This window comes from Maccoyibacter intestinihominis (genome assembly GCF_040096355.1).
Lineage (GTDB): Bacteria > Bacillota > Clostridia > Lachnospirales > Lachnospiraceae > Maccoyibacter > Maccoyibacter intestinihominis.
Genome location: NZ_JBBMEX010000003.1, coordinates 56,452 through 71,980, shown reverse-complemented (window position 1 = coordinate 71,980; position 15,529 = coordinate 56,452). Strand labels below are relative to the sequence as shown.

18 protein-coding genes, 1 tRNA gene and 1 other annotated feature are annotated in these 15,529 nt (G+C 41.1%); of the genes, 17 read left to right on the top strand and 2 right to left on the bottom strand.

Annotated elements, in window-relative coordinates; translation table 11 throughout:
• The first annotated feature begins 397 nt into the window (after positions 1-397).
• From WMO43_RS04040 to WMO43_RS03960, 17 genes are all read left to right on the top strand, one after another.
• Complete coding sequence (locus WMO43_RS04040; RefSeq protein ID WP_118489410.1) at positions 398-595, top strand: excisionase; 198 nt, start codon at positions 398-400, stop codon at positions 593-595.
• A gap of 107 nt (positions 596-702) precedes the next feature.
• A complete protein-coding gene (locus tag WMO43_RS04035) occupies positions 703-1,917 on the top strand; it encodes a site-specific integrase (RefSeq protein WP_353530147.1) in 1,215 nt (404 codons plus the stop codon).
• Between the two features lie 227 nt (positions 1,918-2,144).
• Complete coding sequence (locus tag WMO43_RS04030; protein WP_353530146.1) at positions 2,145-2,609, top strand: low molecular weight protein-tyrosine-phosphatase; 465 nt, start codon at positions 2,145-2,147, stop codon at positions 2,607-2,609.
• A 171-nt stretch (positions 2,610-2,780) separates the two neighbouring features.
• Complete coding sequence (locus WMO43_RS04025; protein WP_353530143.1) at positions 2,781-4,793, top strand: methyl-accepting chemotaxis protein; 2,013 nt, start codon at positions 2,781-2,783, stop codon at positions 4,791-4,793.
• A 43-nt stretch (positions 4,794-4,836) separates the two neighbouring features.
• Entirely contained in the window at positions 4,837-5,391 is a 555-nt protein-coding gene (gene ispF / locus WMO43_RS04020) for a 2-C-methyl-D-erythritol 2,4-cyclodiphosphate synthase (RefSeq protein WP_353530142.1), read from the top strand.
• A gap of 59 nt (positions 5,392-5,450) precedes the next feature.
• Positions 5,451-5,669: a binding site (T-box leader), on the top strand.
• 89 nt (positions 5,670-5,758) lie between these two features.
• Positions 5,759-6,445: a serine O-acetyltransferase EpsC gene (gene epsC, locus WMO43_RS04015; RefSeq protein WP_177962590.1), complete on the top strand. Its 687-nt coding sequence runs from the start codon at positions 5,759-5,761 to the stop codon at positions 6,443-6,445.
• Positions 6,442-7,845 (top strand): cysteine--tRNA ligase, encoded by a 1,404-nt coding sequence (cysS, locus tag WMO43_RS04010; protein ID WP_353530141.1) that lies wholly within the window; start codon positions 6,442-6,444, stop codon positions 7,843-7,845. The genes epsC and cysS overlap by 4 nt, the downstream gene beginning before the upstream one ends.
• On the top strand, positions 7,830-8,276 hold the full coding sequence (locus WMO43_RS04005; protein WP_177962592.1) for a Mini-ribonuclease 3: 447 nt from the start codon (positions 7,830-7,832) through the stop codon (positions 8,274-8,276). The genes cysS and WMO43_RS04005 overlap by 16 nt, the downstream gene beginning before the upstream one ends.
• Positions 8,277-8,287: 11 nt before the next feature.
• Positions 8,288-9,028 carry a 23S rRNA (guanosine(2251)-2'-O)-methyltransferase RlmB gene (gene rlmB, locus WMO43_RS04000; protein WP_177962614.1) on the top strand — a complete coding sequence of 247 codons (741 nt, stop codon included), beginning with the start codon at positions 8,288-8,290 and terminating at the stop codon, positions 9,026-9,028.
• A 32-nt stretch (positions 9,029-9,060) separates the two neighbouring features.
• Positions 9,061-9,651 (top strand): RNA polymerase sporulation sigma factor SigH, encoded by a 591-nt coding sequence (gene sigH / locus WMO43_RS03995; protein WP_177962593.1) that lies wholly within the window; start codon positions 9,061-9,063, stop codon positions 9,649-9,651.
• Between the two features lie 200 nt (positions 9,652-9,851).
• Entirely contained in the window at positions 9,852-11,147 is a 1,296-nt protein-coding gene (locus WMO43_RS03990) for a hemolysin family protein (protein WP_353530140.1), read from the top strand.
• A gap of 57 nt (positions 11,148-11,204) precedes the next feature.
• Positions 11,205-11,639 carry an Rrf2 family transcriptional regulator gene (locus WMO43_RS03985; RefSeq protein ID WP_353530139.1) on the top strand — a complete coding sequence of 145 codons (435 nt, stop codon included), beginning with the start codon at positions 11,205-11,207 and terminating at the stop codon, positions 11,637-11,639.
• Between the two features lie 147 nt (positions 11,640-11,786).
• On the top strand, positions 11,787-12,182 hold the full coding sequence (locus WMO43_RS03980; RefSeq protein ID WP_353530138.1) for a pyridoxamine 5'-phosphate oxidase family protein: 396 nt from the start codon (positions 11,787-11,789) through the stop codon (positions 12,180-12,182).
• A gap of 1 nt (position 12,183) precedes the next feature.
• Positions 12,184-12,468 carry a pyridoxamine 5'-phosphate oxidase family protein gene (locus WMO43_RS03975; protein WP_353530136.1) on the top strand — a complete coding sequence of 95 codons (285 nt, stop codon included), beginning with the start codon at positions 12,184-12,186 and terminating at the stop codon, positions 12,466-12,468.
• On the top strand, positions 12,468-12,665 hold the full coding sequence (locus WMO43_RS03970; protein ID WP_353530272.1) for a ferredoxin family protein: 198 nt from the start codon (positions 12,468-12,470) through the stop codon (positions 12,663-12,665). The genes WMO43_RS03975 and WMO43_RS03970 overlap by 1 nt, the downstream gene beginning before the upstream one ends.
• A gap of 2 nt (positions 12,666-12,667) precedes the next feature.
• Positions 12,668-13,612 carry an SIR2 family NAD-dependent protein deacylase gene (locus WMO43_RS03965; protein WP_353530134.1) on the top strand — a complete coding sequence of 315 codons (945 nt, stop codon included), beginning with the start codon at positions 12,668-12,670 and terminating at the stop codon, positions 13,610-13,612.
• Positions 13,609-14,394 (top strand): protein-ADP-ribose hydrolase, encoded by a 786-nt coding sequence (locus WMO43_RS03960; RefSeq protein ID WP_353530133.1) that lies wholly within the window; start codon positions 13,609-13,611, stop codon positions 14,392-14,394. The genes WMO43_RS03965 and WMO43_RS03960 overlap by 4 nt, the downstream gene beginning before the upstream one ends.
• Positions 14,395-14,469: 75 nt before the next feature.
• On the opposite strand, the gene WMO43_RS03955 is transcribed toward WMO43_RS03960, so the two are convergent.
• Positions 14,470-14,542 (bottom strand) — tRNA-Thr (locus WMO43_RS03955).
• Positions 14,543-14,645: 103 nt separating this feature from the next.
• Positions 14,646-15,431: a lytic transglycosylase domain-containing protein gene (locus WMO43_RS03950; RefSeq protein WP_353530131.1), complete on the bottom strand. Its 786-nt coding sequence runs from the start codon at positions 15,429-15,431 to the stop codon at positions 14,646-14,648.
• Positions 15,432-15,529: the final 98 nt, after the last annotated feature.

Below are 15,529 nucleotides of genomic sequence, written 5' to 3'. Positions count from 1 at the left end.
TACAGGACGTGAGGATATGTGGAGCCACTAGGTAGGTTCGCAAAGATGTACCTGCTCTTTTTAGGGTGAACGTGAAGAAATGTTGAAACATTACATTGAAGCAAAGGTATGGAGCGAGAAAAATCTGACAAAATGTGTGGCAGTAACACAGGGCGATGAAGCATATCTGTAATAATGATACTTCCGGATTGTAAAGAAATTTGCAGTCCGGTCAATTTGAATGACGGTGCAAGACCGATGTGGGCAGAGTAATGACCTGCCACCTGTATTGCATTTTTATCTGCCGATGAGAGCCTGCAATGGTGTGTGGGTTGTCATTGGCAGATAAAGTGCTGCCTATTTTAAAAATTTGGAGGTGTTCATAATAAATAATATAGAAGAAAGAGTAAAGGGCAAGATGGTTCCAATCTGGGAGAAGTATATGCTGACGGTTGACGAAGCAGTTCAATATTTTGGAATTGGTGAAAAGAAGATAAGGATGCTGATTTCTGAAAATACTGATACTGATTATTGTTTTACGGTGCAGGTTGGGAATAAATCGTTGATTAATCGGCATAAATTTGAAGAATTTCTTAATCAAACCACTTCCTTGTAGAAATGAAAAATACAAAACTTTATCACTTTAAAGTGGTAAATGCCACCCCGGTATGATATAATATAGTTGTCGTGCTAGGGCTTCTTCGTAGAAAGGAGCAAAGACGTTTGAGTGAAAGAAATCGCAATCAGAAAAGACGTGATAAAAAAGGACGTATTTTACGAAACGGAGAAAGCCAGCGAGCGGATGGAAGATATGCATTTGTTTATACAGACTGCTTTGGAAAACAGAAATTTCTTTACAGTTGGAAGTTGGAATCGACAGATCCTCTTCCGGCAGGAAGAAGACCTTGTCAGTCGCTTAGAGAGAAAGAAAAAGCCATTTTAAAAGATATAAATGATGGGATTACTCCATATGGTGACAATTTGACAGTTCTTGAGTTGGTAAAAAAGTATATCGGTCAAAAGACAGGTGTTCGTCATAATACAGAAGCGAATTATAACTTTGTTATCAACATTATTAAGAAAGAGGAATTTGGTGCCAAAAGGATTGATAAGGTAAAACTATCAGATGCAAAAGCATGGTTGATTAAGCTTCAGGCAGATGGTAGGGGATATAGCACCATTCATTCAGTCCGTGGAGTGGTAAGACCTGCTTTTCAAATGGCTGTAGACGATGATTTGATTCGTAAGAATCCGTTCGAGTTTCAACTATGTACAGTAGTTGTAAACGATAGTGTAACAAGAGAAGCCATAACCAGAAAACAAGAAAGAAAGTTCTTGGAATTTATTAAGAATGATGAGCATTACAAACGATACTATGATGGTATGTTTATCCTCTTTAAAACCGGACTTCGTATTTCAGAGTTCTGCGGATTGACACTTTCCGATATTGATTTCGAAGAAAAACAAATAAGTGTAAATCACCAGCTTCAAAGGACTAGAGGAATGAAGTATATTATTGAGGATACGAAAACATCAAGTGGAACCAGAATCATTCCTATGACTGAAGAAGTGTATGAATGTTTTAAGCGTATTGTTGAAAATCGAAAAAAACTCAAGAAGGAACCTGTGATTGATGGATATAAGGGATTTTTGTTTTTGGATAAGAAGGATATGCCGGAAGTTGCCTTACATTGGGAAAAACATTTTGAGTGGGCATTGGCAAAACATAATCGAATCTATAAAGAGCAATTACCGAAGATCACGCCCCATGTTTGCAGACATACCTATTGCAGCAACATGGCAAAAAGCGGAATGAATCCCAAGACACTTCAATATCTAATGGGGCATTCTGATATAGGAGTTACCCTGAATACATATACGCATCTGGGAGCAGAGGATGCCAAGGAAGAACTTGGCAAATATGAAAAAATGGCTTAAAATTTAAAAATAATGATACAACTAAAAGAAAACCTAAGTGGAAAAAATCTTTAGTAAAATGAGAAAATTAAGCTGTTTTACTAAGATTTTTACTAAATTTGGATGACAAGATATACGAATTTATGCCACGATATACGACGAAAACGAAGAAAACAATCTATCACAGCAAATCGTAGAAAGTGGTGTAAAATCAAGGAAAATCAGTATTTTCAAGGAGTTTTTAAGGCATGATAAAAATATTATTTGTTTGCCACGGTAACATCTGCCGCAGCCCCATGTGTCAAAGCATTTTCACCCACATGGTCAAAGAACAGAATTTAACAAACCACTTCAAAATCGATTCCGCAGCCACAAGCCGCGAAGAGATCGGAAATCCACCGCATTATGGAACAGCCGGAAAACTTCGCCAGGTCGGGATTCCGTTGATCCCGCATAGAGCGGAACAGATGACAAAAGCAGATTACGATGCATATGATTATCTGATCGGAATGGATTCTATGAATATCCGTAATATAATGCGTATTATTGGAAAAGATACACAAAAGAAAGTGTACAGGCTGTTGGATTTTTCGGATAGTCCAAGAGACATTGCAGATCCATGGTACACCGGGAATTTTGACCGGACCTATGAGGACAGTGTGGAGGGGTGCAGGGCCCTGTTAGAAAAAATCAAACAAGAATATGACCTTTAAGAGATAATTTATAACAGAAAAAACAGCAGAAAAGAAGGTTTCTTTAGTAAGTAAAAATAACCCCTTTTAAAAGCATAAAAATTGTGAAAATCAGTTGACGAACAGATGTCAGATAATTAAAATAGAAGTAAGAATTTATAGTTACAAAGAGTATGCTATGAGGGGAAAAATATGAAGAGTCTAAAGAGAAAACTGCGGGTGGTTACCTGCATTATCTGTATCGTTTGTCTGGGGATTACGGCAGCGATCAGTTACAACATCGCATCATCAAAAATGTCCCAGAAAGAAGAGGAAAAGGCAGAGCTGTCAGCCGAGAAAAATGCTCAGGAGATAGAGACATGGCTGAATGGATATGCGACATATTTAGAGGTGACGGCGGGGACGATGGAGGCTCAGAAGATGGCGGAGCCGGAAAACATTGCCCAATATCTGCAGGAACTTTTGCAGAACCAGAATGAAGACGGCATCATCTATGACATCTATTTTACGTCGGAAGATAACCGGATGACGGCGGGAAGCGGATATGAAGCGGACGGCAGCGTGGATTTTACAAAGCGCGACTGGTATCTTGCGGCAAAAGAAAAGGACGGAGTGCACTACGAATCTCCATATAAAGATGCTGATTCCGGCAGATATGTCATTACACTTTCAAAAAAAGTGGAGTGGGATGGAAAAGTTGTCGGAGTTTTAGCAGAGGACATTTTCATCGATCAGGTTGTAGAGATCGTAAACAAATGCGAATTAGAAGGAAACAGCTATGCGATGCTGGTGGATCAGAATGATGGTCTGATGGTACATCCGAATGAAAAATACGGATATGTGGATGATGAACCGGTCAGGTTAAATGATTTAGCAGGAAATCCTTATAAAAAATTATCCGAAAAACTGGAAGCGGATGGAAAAAAGGTGCAGAATATCTGGCTGAAAGATTACGATGGAGTCACAAGAGGATTTTTTGTTGGAAAAGTAAAAAGCTGTGACTGGCATGTGGTGATCGCATTAGAAAAAGAAGTGCTGTATCAGGATGTCAATTCCATGTTGCAGGGCTTTGTAATTGCAATGGCAATTTCACTGGTGGTAGGAATCGTGATCATTACGATCATGACGAAAAAAATCGTAGATCCGATCCGGCATTTAGAGCATACCGTAACTTCAAATGATCTGAACGAAAGTATTCAGGTGGAGTCCAAAGATGAGGTGGGCAGACTGGCAAAAGGCTTTAATAAAATGCTGGGTAACTTGCGCGGACTTCTTTCTACATCAGAAGAAGCGGCCGGGAACATCGAAGAATCTTCCATGCAGCTGCAAAATATCACGGACACGATCGTACAGGGGGCAAAACGTGTAAAACAGGAAATGGAAAATATCAACGATACGATGAATGTCCAATATGAAAATGTGCATCAGAGCGAAGAAGTACTGAGTAATTTTGAACGGGAAATCAGTCGTTTTGAAGGGCAGTTTTCCGATATGGGAAGTACTATTGTATTAGCCAATGCCAAATTAACAGAAAACATAGAAGTAGTAGAAAAACTTGGAAGTGCGACAATGGCAAATATGGAAAATATTAACACCCTGCAGGAAAGTGTTAATGTCCTGGAGCAGAAATCAGAAAATATCACCAATATTATTTCCACGATCACAGGAATTTCAGGACAGACCAATCTGCTCGCACTCAATGCATCGATCGAAGCAGCAAGAGCCGGAGAAGCAGGAAAAGGATTTGCCGTAGTCGCAGATGAGATACGACAGCTTTCCGAGCAGACAAAAGATGCCACAGAGGAAATCCGCGATTTAGTAACCGAAATACAGGAGCGGATTGAAAAAACAGTATCACGGATACAGGAGTATGGACAGTCCTTCCGTGTAAATGCAGAGATCGCAACACAGGTGCAGGAGGCATTTTCTGCCATTGAAAGTGCAATTAAGACACTGGGCGAAATGAATACGGATATGTCCGAAGAATTGCAGGCATTTACGAATGCCCAGAATGCGATCCGAACATCGTTTGACAGTGTAGATGCGAATACCTCATCCTGTGTGGAAAATACCAGAGCGGCATTAAAAGTTTCCAAAGAGCAGGCACAGGTGACCGGTGACTTAGCACAATGGGCAAAGCAGCTGCAGGAGCAGGCGGATGAGCTGAAAGAAAAGACGCAGAATTTTAAGAAAGTCCAGGAATAAAAAGCAAGTATAAGTTAGAAAGAAGACAAGAAGGAATCGTAAAATGAGAGTAGGCATGGGATATGATGTGCATAAATTGGTAGAGGAGCGAGAGTTGATTTTGGGTGGAGTGAACATACCACATACGCTGGGATTGTTGGGACATTCCGATGCAGATGTATTGCTTCACGCAATCATGGATGCACTGTTAGGAGCGGCAGCACTTGGAGACATAGGAAAACATTTTCCTGATACAGATGAGAAATATAAAGGGATTTCCAGCTTGAAATTGTTAGAGCATGTGGGAAAACTGATCGAACAGGAAGGATATGTCATTGAGAATATTGATGCAACCGTTATAGCACAAAAACCAAAGCTGCGTCCATATATAGAAGAAATGGAAGAGAATATTGCAAAGACACTGCATATAGAAAAAGAACAGATCAATGTCAAAGCAACGACAGAAGAACGGCTTGGTTTTACCGGAAGGGAAGAGGGCATTGCGGCACAGGCAATCTGCTCTTTAAACAGTATCTATGACGGAAGCTATGCCGTAGCAGATACCGGAGCCGGATGCAGTGGATGCACAGGATGCAGTGCAGGCAGGAGTCCGGAATAGAAAGTAATTGACAAAACGATCATTTTTGCATAAACTATAACAGGATATAAAAATAGTCTATAAAGGCAAAGAACGAAGAGAGTAGGAAATTACAGACCACAGAGAGAGACTGTCATCGGCTGTAAGCAGTCTTGGAAACTGGATTTTTGAAGTGCATTCGGGAGCTGATCCGGCGAAGGAAAAAAGGTAGTCGGATACGGATGACACACGTTAAGTGTTTTGAGTGAGAGCAGGATTGCTCTACTTAGAGTGGAACCGCGGATAACTTCGTCTCTAATATGAGACGGAGTTTTTTTATTTTTGTTATATAAGATTAATCCAAAAATCACGTTATAATTTTATAATATATAAAAAGGGAAGTGTAAATATGGGCTTTATACACCATGTCAAAGAAGAATTTCAGATCATACAGGAGAGAGACCCCTCAATCAAGTCACCGTGGGAAGTTCTGCTGTATCCGAGTTTTAAGGTAATGCTGACTTATCGAAGAGCACACAAGCTCTATGAAAAAGGACATTATTTTCGGGCAAGAAGATTGTCGCAAAAGGCAGCAAGAAAGACCGGGATTGAGATCCATCCGGGAGCCGTCATAGGAAAAGGATTTTTTATCGACCACGGAAGTGGAGTCATTATCGGAGAAACTACCATTATCGGCGATAACGTAACGCTTTATCAGGGAGTTACGTTAGGAGGAACCGGAAAAGAGACCGGAAAACGTCATCCGACGTTAGGAGATAATGTAATGGTAAGTGCCGGAGCAAAGATCATTGGCTCTTTTAAGATCGGAGAAAATTCCAAGATCGGAGCAGGCAGTGTAGTCATTGAAGAAGTACCGCCGAACTGTACCGTTGTCGGTGTGCCGGGCAGGATTGTCAAAAGAGACAATGAAAGAGTGCCGCGCAGTGACATGGATCAGGTACATCTTCCGGACCCGATCATGGAAGACATTACATGTCTCCAGCAGACTAATACCGTACTTTGCAATAAGATCATAGATTTAGAAAACGAAATGAAAATTTTAAAAGCAGAAAGGAAAAAACAGGAGAACGTATGAAGATCTACAATACTTTATCAAAACAAAAAGAAGAATTTCAGCCAATAGAGGAAGGAAAAGTCCGCATGTATGTCTGCGGACCGACGGTTTATAACTATATCCATATCGGAAATGCAAGACCAATGATCGTTTTTGATACCTTCCGCCGTTATATGGAGTACAAAGGCTACGATGTCAACTATGTGTCAAATTTTACAGATGTGGACGATAAGATCATCAAAAAAGCAATGGAAGAGGGCGTCAGTGCCGATGAAGTTGCAAAGCGCTATATTGCGGAATGTAAACAGGATATGGAATCCTTAAATGTCAAACCGGCAACGACACATCCGCTTGCAACCGAAGAGATTTCCGGTATGATCGAGATGATCCAGACCTTAATTGACAAAGGGCATGCGTATGCAGCGGAGGATGGAACGGTATATTACAGAACCAGAAGTTTTCCGGAATATGGAAAACTTTCCCATAAAAATATAGACGATTTAGAGGGTGGACACCGTGACATCAAAGTAACCGGAGATTATAAAGAAGATCCGTTGGATTTCGTACTTTGGAAACCGAAAAAAGAAGGAGAGCCATATTGGGAGTCACCGTGGTGTGACGGCAGACCGGGCTGGCATATCGAATGTTCTGTGATGAGCAAAAAATATTTAGGAGATGAGATCGACATCCATGCAGGCGGTGAAGATCTGATTTTCCCACATCATGAAAATGAGATCGCACAGTCAGAAGCAGCCAATGGCAAGACCTTTGCAAGATACTGGATGCACAACGGATTTTTAAATATTGATAATAAAAAAATGTCAAAGTCATTAGGCAACTTTTTTACCGTGCGTGAAGTTGCGGAAAAATATGATTTACAGGTACTTCGTTTCTTTATGCTGAGCGCACATTACAGAAGCCCGCTGAATTTCAGTGCAGATCTGATGGCAGCAGCGAAAAACGGATTGGACAGAATCTTAACAGCAGCAGAAAGACTGCATGATTTAGCGGATGCAGCCAAAGGAAGTATGACAGATGCAGAAAAAGAGAATTTTGCTGCAAGTAAAGAATATGTGGAAAAATTTGAGGCTGCCATGGAGGACGATGCAAATACAGCAGATGCCGTTTCAGCAGTGTTTGAGCTGGTAAAATTTATCAATGTCAACAGCAGTGAGCAGAACAGCAAAGAATATCTGCAGGCACTCTATCAGAGATTAGAGACCTTGTGTGATGTGCTTGGGATCATCATTGAGAAAAAAGAAGAGATTTTAGACAGCGATATTGAAGCACTGATCGCAGAACGTCAGGCAGCGAGAAAAGAAAAGAACTTTGCCCGTGCAGACGAGATCAGAGATATGTTGTTAGAACAGGGGATTATTTTAGAGGATACCAGAGAAGGAGTAAAATGGAAAAGGGCATAGACGCATATATCAAAGAGCAGTTTCATCTGCCACCGGTTGATATCCGCACCTATTCGCCGCTGACCTTAGCCTACATTGGGGACGGGATTTATGATCTGATCATCCGTTCCATTATCGTAGGAAAAGGCAATACCAAAGCCTCCAGACTGCATCAGGAGACCAGCAAACTGGTCCGCGCACAGGCACAGTCCGAGATGATAGATCTGCTGCTTCCGTATCTGAGTGAGGAGGAAACGGACATTTACCGCAGGGGAAGAAATGCCAAATCTCCGACCATGGCAAAAAATGCGACCATGACAGATTACCGGAAGGCAACCGGATTTGAGGCATTGATGGGTTATCTTTATCTAAAAGATGAATTTGAACGTATGGTAGAACTGATAAAAATTGCATTAGGCGAAGAGGAAGAAGGAAAGGAACAGACATTTTGAAAAGCGAACATATAGAATTAGAAGCATTGAAGATAGAGGGACGAAATGCCGTGTTAGAGGCATTTCGTTCCGGGAAACCGATAGACAAGCTCTTTGTCTTAGACGGCTGCATGGATGGCCCGGTCAGAACGATCTTAAGAGAGGCAAAAAAGCATGACACCGTGGTCAACTATGTGGAAAGAGAACGTTTAGACCAGCTCTCCGAGACAAAAAAGCATCAGGGTGTCATTGCCATGGCAGCAGCTTATGAATATGCTACCGTAGAGGAAATTTTAGCAAAGGCAGAGGAAAAAGGTGAGCCGCCGTTTGTGATCTTATTAGACGGGATTGAAGATCCGCACAACTTAGGTGCGATCATCCGTACGGCTAATTTAGCGGGAGCACATGGAGTTATCATCCCAAAACGTCGTGCCGTGGGTCTGACTGCGATCGTAGCAAAGACTTCTGCCGGTGCACTCAACTATACACCGGTTGCAAAGGTGACAAATTTAAAGCAGACGATGGAAGAGTTAAAGGAAAAAGGCATCTGGTTTGTAGGTGCAGATATGGGTGGCGAAACCATGTATGATCTGGACCTAAAAGGACCGATAGGGTTAGTCATTGGAAATGAAGGGGAAGGCATCTCAAAGCTGGTAAAGGAGCATTGCGATTTTATTGCATCAATTCCAATGAAGGGCGAGATCGATTCCCTGAATGCATCTGTGGCAGCCGGAGTGCTGGCATTTGAAATTGTAAGACAGCGGATGTCATAGGGAAGGCATCAACGAAATGAGGCAGGAAAAGAATGGATTCATACAATCGGAAAACCGATGAGGAACTGTTACGCAGGATGCACAATGGGGATAAAAAAGTGATAGACTATCTGATGGTCAAATATAAGAATTTAGTCAGAAAAAAAGCCAAAGCACTGTTTTTGATCGGAGCGGATAATGACGATCTGATACAGGAGGGCATGATCGGACTTTTTAAAGCCATACGGGATTATCAGGAGGAGAAAGATTCCTCCTTTTATCACTTTGCGGAAATTTGTATCAGTAGGCAGATGTATACCGCGATGGAGGCTTCACAGCGGAAAAAACATGCACCTTTGAACTCCTATGTTTCGCTGGATGAAGAGCCGGACAATGACGGTCAGATCCCGTTGACGGAGGTACTGCAGTCTTTGACGAACGGAAACCCGGAAGATATGGTCATCGATCAGGAGAATGTAGAAGCATTTCAGAAAAAAATTGAGAAGTGTCTCAGCAAAATGGAAAAAGAAGTCTTAGCCCTGACACTACAGGGGTTAGACTATCATCAGGTGGCACAGATCATGGATAAATCCCCGAAATCCATAGATAATGCATTGCAGAGGATCAAGGGAAAACTGCGCTAATATAAGGTTAAGATATTACAAAGAGACTTGATGAAAAACAAAAAAGATGTTATTTTCTACTCATTCAGACAGAAAGAGGTGAGATTAACATAGATACATATCAGCAAATATCAGAAAAACTCATAGAATAGGCGGCGTTTGTAAAGCAACTACAGACGGTGTCTTTTATTTATGTAAAAATAGTATATATGGAGGAAAAAATGCTCGGGGCATTTCTATTACAAATTATCTTAATTACATTAAATGCAGTATTTGCAAGTGCGGAAATCGCAGTGATTTCCTTAAACGAAACGAAATTAAAACAGGAAGCAAAGAATGGGGACGTAAGAGCCGAAAGACTGATGTCCTTAACAAAACAGCCAGCACGTTTTCTGGCTACGATTCAGGTCGCAATTACCCTTGCGGGGTTACTGGGCAGTGCGTTTGCAGCGGATAACTTTTCAGCACCGTTAGTAGCAGCCCTGACGGCTGCCGGTGTTCCGGTTTCGCCGAAGGTACTGAAAAATGTAGCATTAGTTGTCATCACACTGATTTTATCCTATTTCAGCTTAGTATTCGGAGAACTTGTTCCAAAGCGAATCGCCATGAAAAAATCAGAGGCACTGTCACTTGGAATGTCAGGAATGTTGTATGTGGTTGCGAAAATATTTGCACCACTGGTAGCCCTTTTGACAGTATCTACTAATTTTATCTTAAAACGAATCGGTCTGAATCCGGAAGAGGAGGAGGAACGGGTATCAGAAGAGGAAATCCGTATGATGCTTGAGGTCGGGAATGAGCAGGGAGTTATCAAAAATGAAGAACAGCAGATGATTCAGAATGTTTTTAAACTGGATGATATTCTGATAGGGCAGATCTGTACACACCGGATGGATATCGTCTGTCTGGAAATAGAAGATACAGTGGAGGAATGGGAAAAAGTATTTTTTGAAAGCCGTCATTCTTTTTATCCGATTTGTGAGGAAACAAAAGATGAGATTATTGGAATCCTTGATGTGAAAGATTTTTTTCGGAGAAAAGAAAAAGACAAATACCAGATTTTAGAATATGATGCGGATGCACCATACTTTGTTCCGGAGACAATGAGAGCAGATGTCCTGCTTCGCAACATGAAGCAGCAGAAACAATATTTTGCAGTTGTCATAGACGAGTACGGTGGTGTGACCGGAATTATTACATTGCATGACCTGATAGAAGAACTGGTCGGAGAAATTGATGAGGAAGAGGAGAACAGTGCACCGGATATAGAACAGATAGGTGAGAATCAGTGGAAAATTTCCGGTTCTGCGAGTCTGGAAAAAGTCGCGGAGTCTCTGCAACTGGATATTCCGTTCAGGGAATATGAGACCTATGGTGGTTTTTTATGCAGTGTGATCGGGAGAATCCCAAATGATGGGGAGCAATTTGAATGTGAGATTGGGGAAAAAGCGAGCGTAAAAGTGAATACCGTAAAAAATCATAGAATTACAGATACCCTGCTGACCTATAAACTGTAACCGTTGAAATTACAACGGATTTCTGATATGATGAATACGAAAAAGAGGTGTAAAAAAATGCAGATTTCCAGTAGATTTACTATGGCAATTCATATGTTTGCCTGTATAGATACATTTTCAGACCAGAAGATGACAAGTGATTTTATGGCAGCCAGTATAGGTACGAATCCGGTGATTATACGAAAGCTGTTGCAGCAGTTAAAAGCAGCAGGTTTAATTAAAGTTTCAAGAGGAACAGGTGGAGTCACCATTACCAGACCGCTTGATCAGATTACATTTCTTGATATCTATAAGGCAGTCGAATGTACTCCGGATGAGGAGCTGTTTCATTTTCATGAGAACCCAAATTCAAATTGTCCGGTAGGAAGAAATATTCACCGTGTGTTGGATGGCAGATTATTGCAGGTGCAGAAGGCGATGGAGGACAAACTTGCGGGAATGACTCTGGCAGATGTGAAAAAAGATGTTTCCCTGTGTATAGAGGAAGAGTGAAACATCTGCCTTTCTGATGTCGGATAGGTATGTCATGGTTTTAAATATTTCCTTGATGTAACTATTGACATTACAACAAAAGCATGATATAGTACGGCCATAAGATGTAACGGCGATTGTTACAAAGAAAAAAGGAGGTACTTTTTCATGAAAAAAGTAGTAGAATTTTTACAGAAAAACCCAGTTCAGTATTTAGCAACCGTAGGACGTGACGGAAAGGCAAAATGCCGTCCGTTTATGTTCTGTTTTGAGCAGGATGGAAAGCTTTGGTTCTGTACAAACAACACGAAGGATGTCTATAAGGATATGCTTGAGAATCCGGAAATTGAGGTATCGGTTTCGTCTCCTGAGTATGCATGGATTCGTCTTCATGGCAAAGCAGTCTTTGAGAACAACATGAGTGTAAAAGAAGGATGTATGAACAATCCTATCGTGAAGGGACAGTATCAGACCGCAGATAATCCGATTTTTGAGGTATTCTATCTTGAGAATCCACATGGTGTCATTGCTGATTTCTCCGGTAATCCGCCTTATGAATTCTAAAATGACAAAAACAGATTATCTAAAACTGCTCGTTGATGAAATTCATTCTACAACGGTAGCAACAATCGGAGCCGACGGGCATCCTCAGACTAGAATTATCGATATGATGTATTATGATAAGGAAGGTATTTACTTTCTCACTGCAAAAGGGAAAGAATTTTATGCGCAGCTGATGGAACAACAGTATGTAGCTATTTCAGCGACGAAAGAAAAAATTGCGATATCACTTCGTGGAAAAGTACAAAATATCGGGAAGAAGAATCTGGATATTATGTTTGAAAAGTAATAGGTGGCGGAAGGGAAATCAGGACGGGATACTTTGCGGAAGAGGGATGTATAGGGTGTAAGCTGTGTTATTCGGTCTGTCCGCAAAAGTGTATTGAGATATCCTCAATTCCGGTTGTGATAAATCAGAAGCATTGTCTTCACTGCGGAAGATGTGCACAAACCTGTCCTAAGCAGTGTATTAAGAAAAGAGGTTAATTATGGTTTTTAAGAAAATCAGAAAGAGTCATGTTGACTGGAGAGATTTTCTGTGTGGTACTCCTGCAAGTGATTACATATTTCAAAAAGACGCATATGAAGAGCAGATAGAAAATGCTGTAAATTTTATAAAGGATGCAGATGCTGTTATCATAGGTGCCGGTGCAGGTGCTTCAACGGCGGCAGGACTCGAATATGGTGGAAAGAGATTTACCGATCATTTTGCCGAATTTATAGAAAAATATGGCGGTCACTATATGACAGATATGTATGCCGCAGGATTTTATCCATTTCCATCGGAGGAAGCCAGATGGGGATACTGGTCGAAACATGCACTGCTCAACAGATTTGATCCTCCTGCACTGCCGCTTTATCAGGAATTGTATTCTATTGTTAAGGACAAAGACTATTTTGTGCTCACAACCAATGTGGATCACCAATTTTATAAAGCAGGATTTTCAGCAGAAAAAATATTTGCGACACAGGGTGATTACGGAGAGATTCAGTGTCAGAGAGGATGCCATCCAAAGACTTATGACGCAGAAGAACTATTCCGAAAGATGGATGCCCGGAGAAGGGACTGTCTGATACCATCGGAGCTTGTGCCAAAATGTCCTGTATGCGGTGGAAACATGACAATGCACCTTAGATGCGATAATTATTTTGTGGAGGATGAACAGTGGCATGAAGCTGCCGACAGATATGCAGATTTTCTTGACCGGAATCAATCCAAAAAAGTTGTCCTGATAGAGCTTGGAGTTGGATTTAATACACCGATTATTATTCGATTCCCATTTGAAAAATTAGTACGGGAACATGCAACATACCGATTGCTTCGCCTGAATATGGACGAAGCAGTGGTACCTGAAGGCTTTGGCAACCGGGCAATCGGAATCAGTGGAGATATGGCAGGAGCAATCACAGATATAGGGAGGCTGATAGGATGACACAGAGTGAAAGACGGGAATATTTAATCCAATATCTTTTAAAAGAGGAACGCAGACTTTATGGGAAAAAGATGCCTGCTGATAAGCAGGGGCAGGAGAATCTGCTTCGCTCCTTGATGAATGTCAGACTTCCAAAACCAATAAGCGGGGATTTTTTAAAGATTCAGGACGAATATCTCAAAGAAAGAAATTTTGAACGGGGCATTACAGATATTGCAGATTTAAAACCGGTTGTATCAGACACAGGACTTTATCTCTGGCAGGGAGATATCACAACATTAAAATGTGATGCCATTGTCAATGCGTGTAACTCACAGATGCTTGGCTGTTTTTCACCAATGCATGCGTGCATTGATAATTTTATTCATACCTATGCAGGAATAGAACTTCGCCTTAAAATGCATGAAATCATGACAAAGCAGGGACATGAGGAAGCAACAGGTCAGGCAAAGATCACACCCGGATATAATTTACCGTGTAACTATGTGCTGCATACCGTTGGACCTATTGTACAGGGCAGATTACAAAGGAAACATGAGGAGCTTTTAGCCTCATGCTATCGTTCCTGTCTGGAACTCGCAGAGAAATATGAAGTGAAAAGTATTGCTTTTTGCTGTATTTCTACAGGAGTATTCATGTTCCCAAATGAACGTGCGGCTGAAATAGCAGTCCGGACTGTTAAGAAATATTATGAGGATACAGGAAGCCGGATGAAGGTTGTATTCAATGTATTCAAGGACGAAGACCTTGTTATTTATAGAACATTACTGTATCATCAATAAGATAGGCAATTTTTCAGAATACCAAAAACCTCCGGTAATATCAGTATCACTGATATTACCGGAGGTTTCCCGTAAAGCTGATGACGGGACTCGGACCCGTGACCTCCTCACTACCAATGAGGTGCGCTACCACCTGTGCCACATCAGCTTGTCGATTGTCTCAACGAATGATAGTATACTATATGACAACCGTAGTTGTCAATAAAAAACAGATAGAAAATGCAATCAAAAAAATAATGTTCAAAAATTGACTATACATTAGGAGTCTGAGTCAGCAGATTGACAATCGCAGGATTGTAGCTGACATTCTGGAAAGAATAAAGACTCCGTGCTGAAGTTTCGTCCTCATGTCCGGAAGAATAGCCGGTTGTTGCATCCTTATTTGCAGTCATCTGCTCTAAAAACAGTTCTAAGAAACGCATATAGTCCTCATAGGAAAAAATCTGCTCTAAGAGACTCTGCACGCGTTCATCATAATCATTATTGTCAAGAGCTGATAAAAAATCAGCAGAAGAAATCTGATTATTCGTCTCATCAATGGTAAGATTTTCATTCATATAAGCCGTAACCTTAGCCACATAGTTCTGTGTTTCTTTAAAAGGCGGAACCCCACCGTATTTTGCAACATTTCCCATGCCGGCATTGTAGGCAGCTAAAGCTAATGTCGTGTCGCCATCGTATTTGTCTAAAAGCTGGCTGATGTATTTTGCACCGCCCATAATGTTTTGCTCCGGGTCATAGGCATTGGTTACACCTAAGGACGCAGCCGTGGCAGGCATGAGCTGCATCACACCCTGTGCGCCGCTCGAAGAAGTGGCATTCGGATCGAAGTTGGATTCCTGCTTTGCCATCGCTTTTAACAGGGCAACCGGTACGTTATAAGTCTCAGAAGCCTTGTTAAAAATGTCATCCATCGTCGTGGTGGATGCATTCAGATAAGAAGCAAAATCCTCGTTTGTATTTTCAACATTTTCAGTCTGGTTTGTTACATTTACATCAGATACGGAAGAAATTCCTAAAATTTCAGCAATGTTCATTGGTAAATCTCCTTCTATAATGATGAATATTTATCATTATTCTACCATATCTGCAAAAAAATGTCTTGCCTTTATTGACATTTTTTTAAAGAAACAGT

Coding starts and splice junctions, on each gene's coding strand:
- WMO43_RS04040 (WP_118489410.1), top strand. CDS start 398: ATGGTTCCAATCTGGGAGAAGTATATGCTGACGGTTGACGAAGCAGTT.
- sigH (WP_177962593.1), top strand. CDS start 9,061: ATGGATTCATACAATCGGAAAACCGATGAGGAACTGTTACGCAGGATG.
- WMO43_RS03985 (WP_353530139.1), top strand. CDS start 11,205: ATGCAGATTTCCAGTAGATTTACTATGGCAATTCATATGTTTGCCTGT.
- WMO43_RS04025 (WP_353530143.1), top strand. CDS start 2,781: ATGAAGAGTCTAAAGAGAAAACTGCGGGTGGTTACCTGCATTATCTGT.
- epsC (WP_177962590.1), top strand. CDS start 5,759: ATGGGCTTTATACACCATGTCAAAGAAGAATTTCAGATCATACAGGAG.
- WMO43_RS04030 (WP_353530146.1), top strand. CDS start 2,145: ATGATAAAAATATTATTTGTTTGCCACGGTAACATCTGCCGCAGCCCC.
- WMO43_RS03975 (WP_353530136.1), top strand. CDS start 12,184: ATGACAAAAACAGATTATCTAAAACTGCTCGTTGATGAAATTCATTCT.
- WMO43_RS03960 (WP_353530133.1), top strand. CDS start 13,609: ATGACACAGAGTGAAAGACGGGAATATTTAATCCAATATCTTTTAAAA.
- WMO43_RS03980 (WP_353530138.1), top strand. CDS start 11,787: ATGAAAAAAGTAGTAGAATTTTTACAGAAAAACCCAGTTCAGTATTTA.
- ispF (WP_353530142.1), top strand. CDS start 4,837: ATGAGAGTAGGCATGGGATATGATGTGCATAAATTGGTAGAGGAGCGA.
- cysS (WP_353530141.1), top strand. CDS start 6,442: ATGAAGATCTACAATACTTTATCAAAACAAAAAGAAGAATTTCAGCCA.
- WMO43_RS03965 (WP_353530134.1), top strand. CDS start 12,668: ATGGTTTTTAAGAAAATCAGAAAGAGTCATGTTGACTGGAGAGATTTT.
- WMO43_RS03950 (WP_353530131.1), bottom strand. CDS start 15,431: ATGAACATTGCTGAAATTTTAGGAATTTCTTCCGTATCTGATGTAAAT.
- WMO43_RS04005 (WP_177962592.1), top strand. CDS start 7,830: ATGGAAAAGGGCATAGACGCATATATCAAAGAGCAGTTTCATCTGCCA.
- WMO43_RS03990 (WP_353530140.1), top strand. CDS start 9,852: ATGCTCGGGGCATTTCTATTACAAATTATCTTAATTACATTAAATGCA.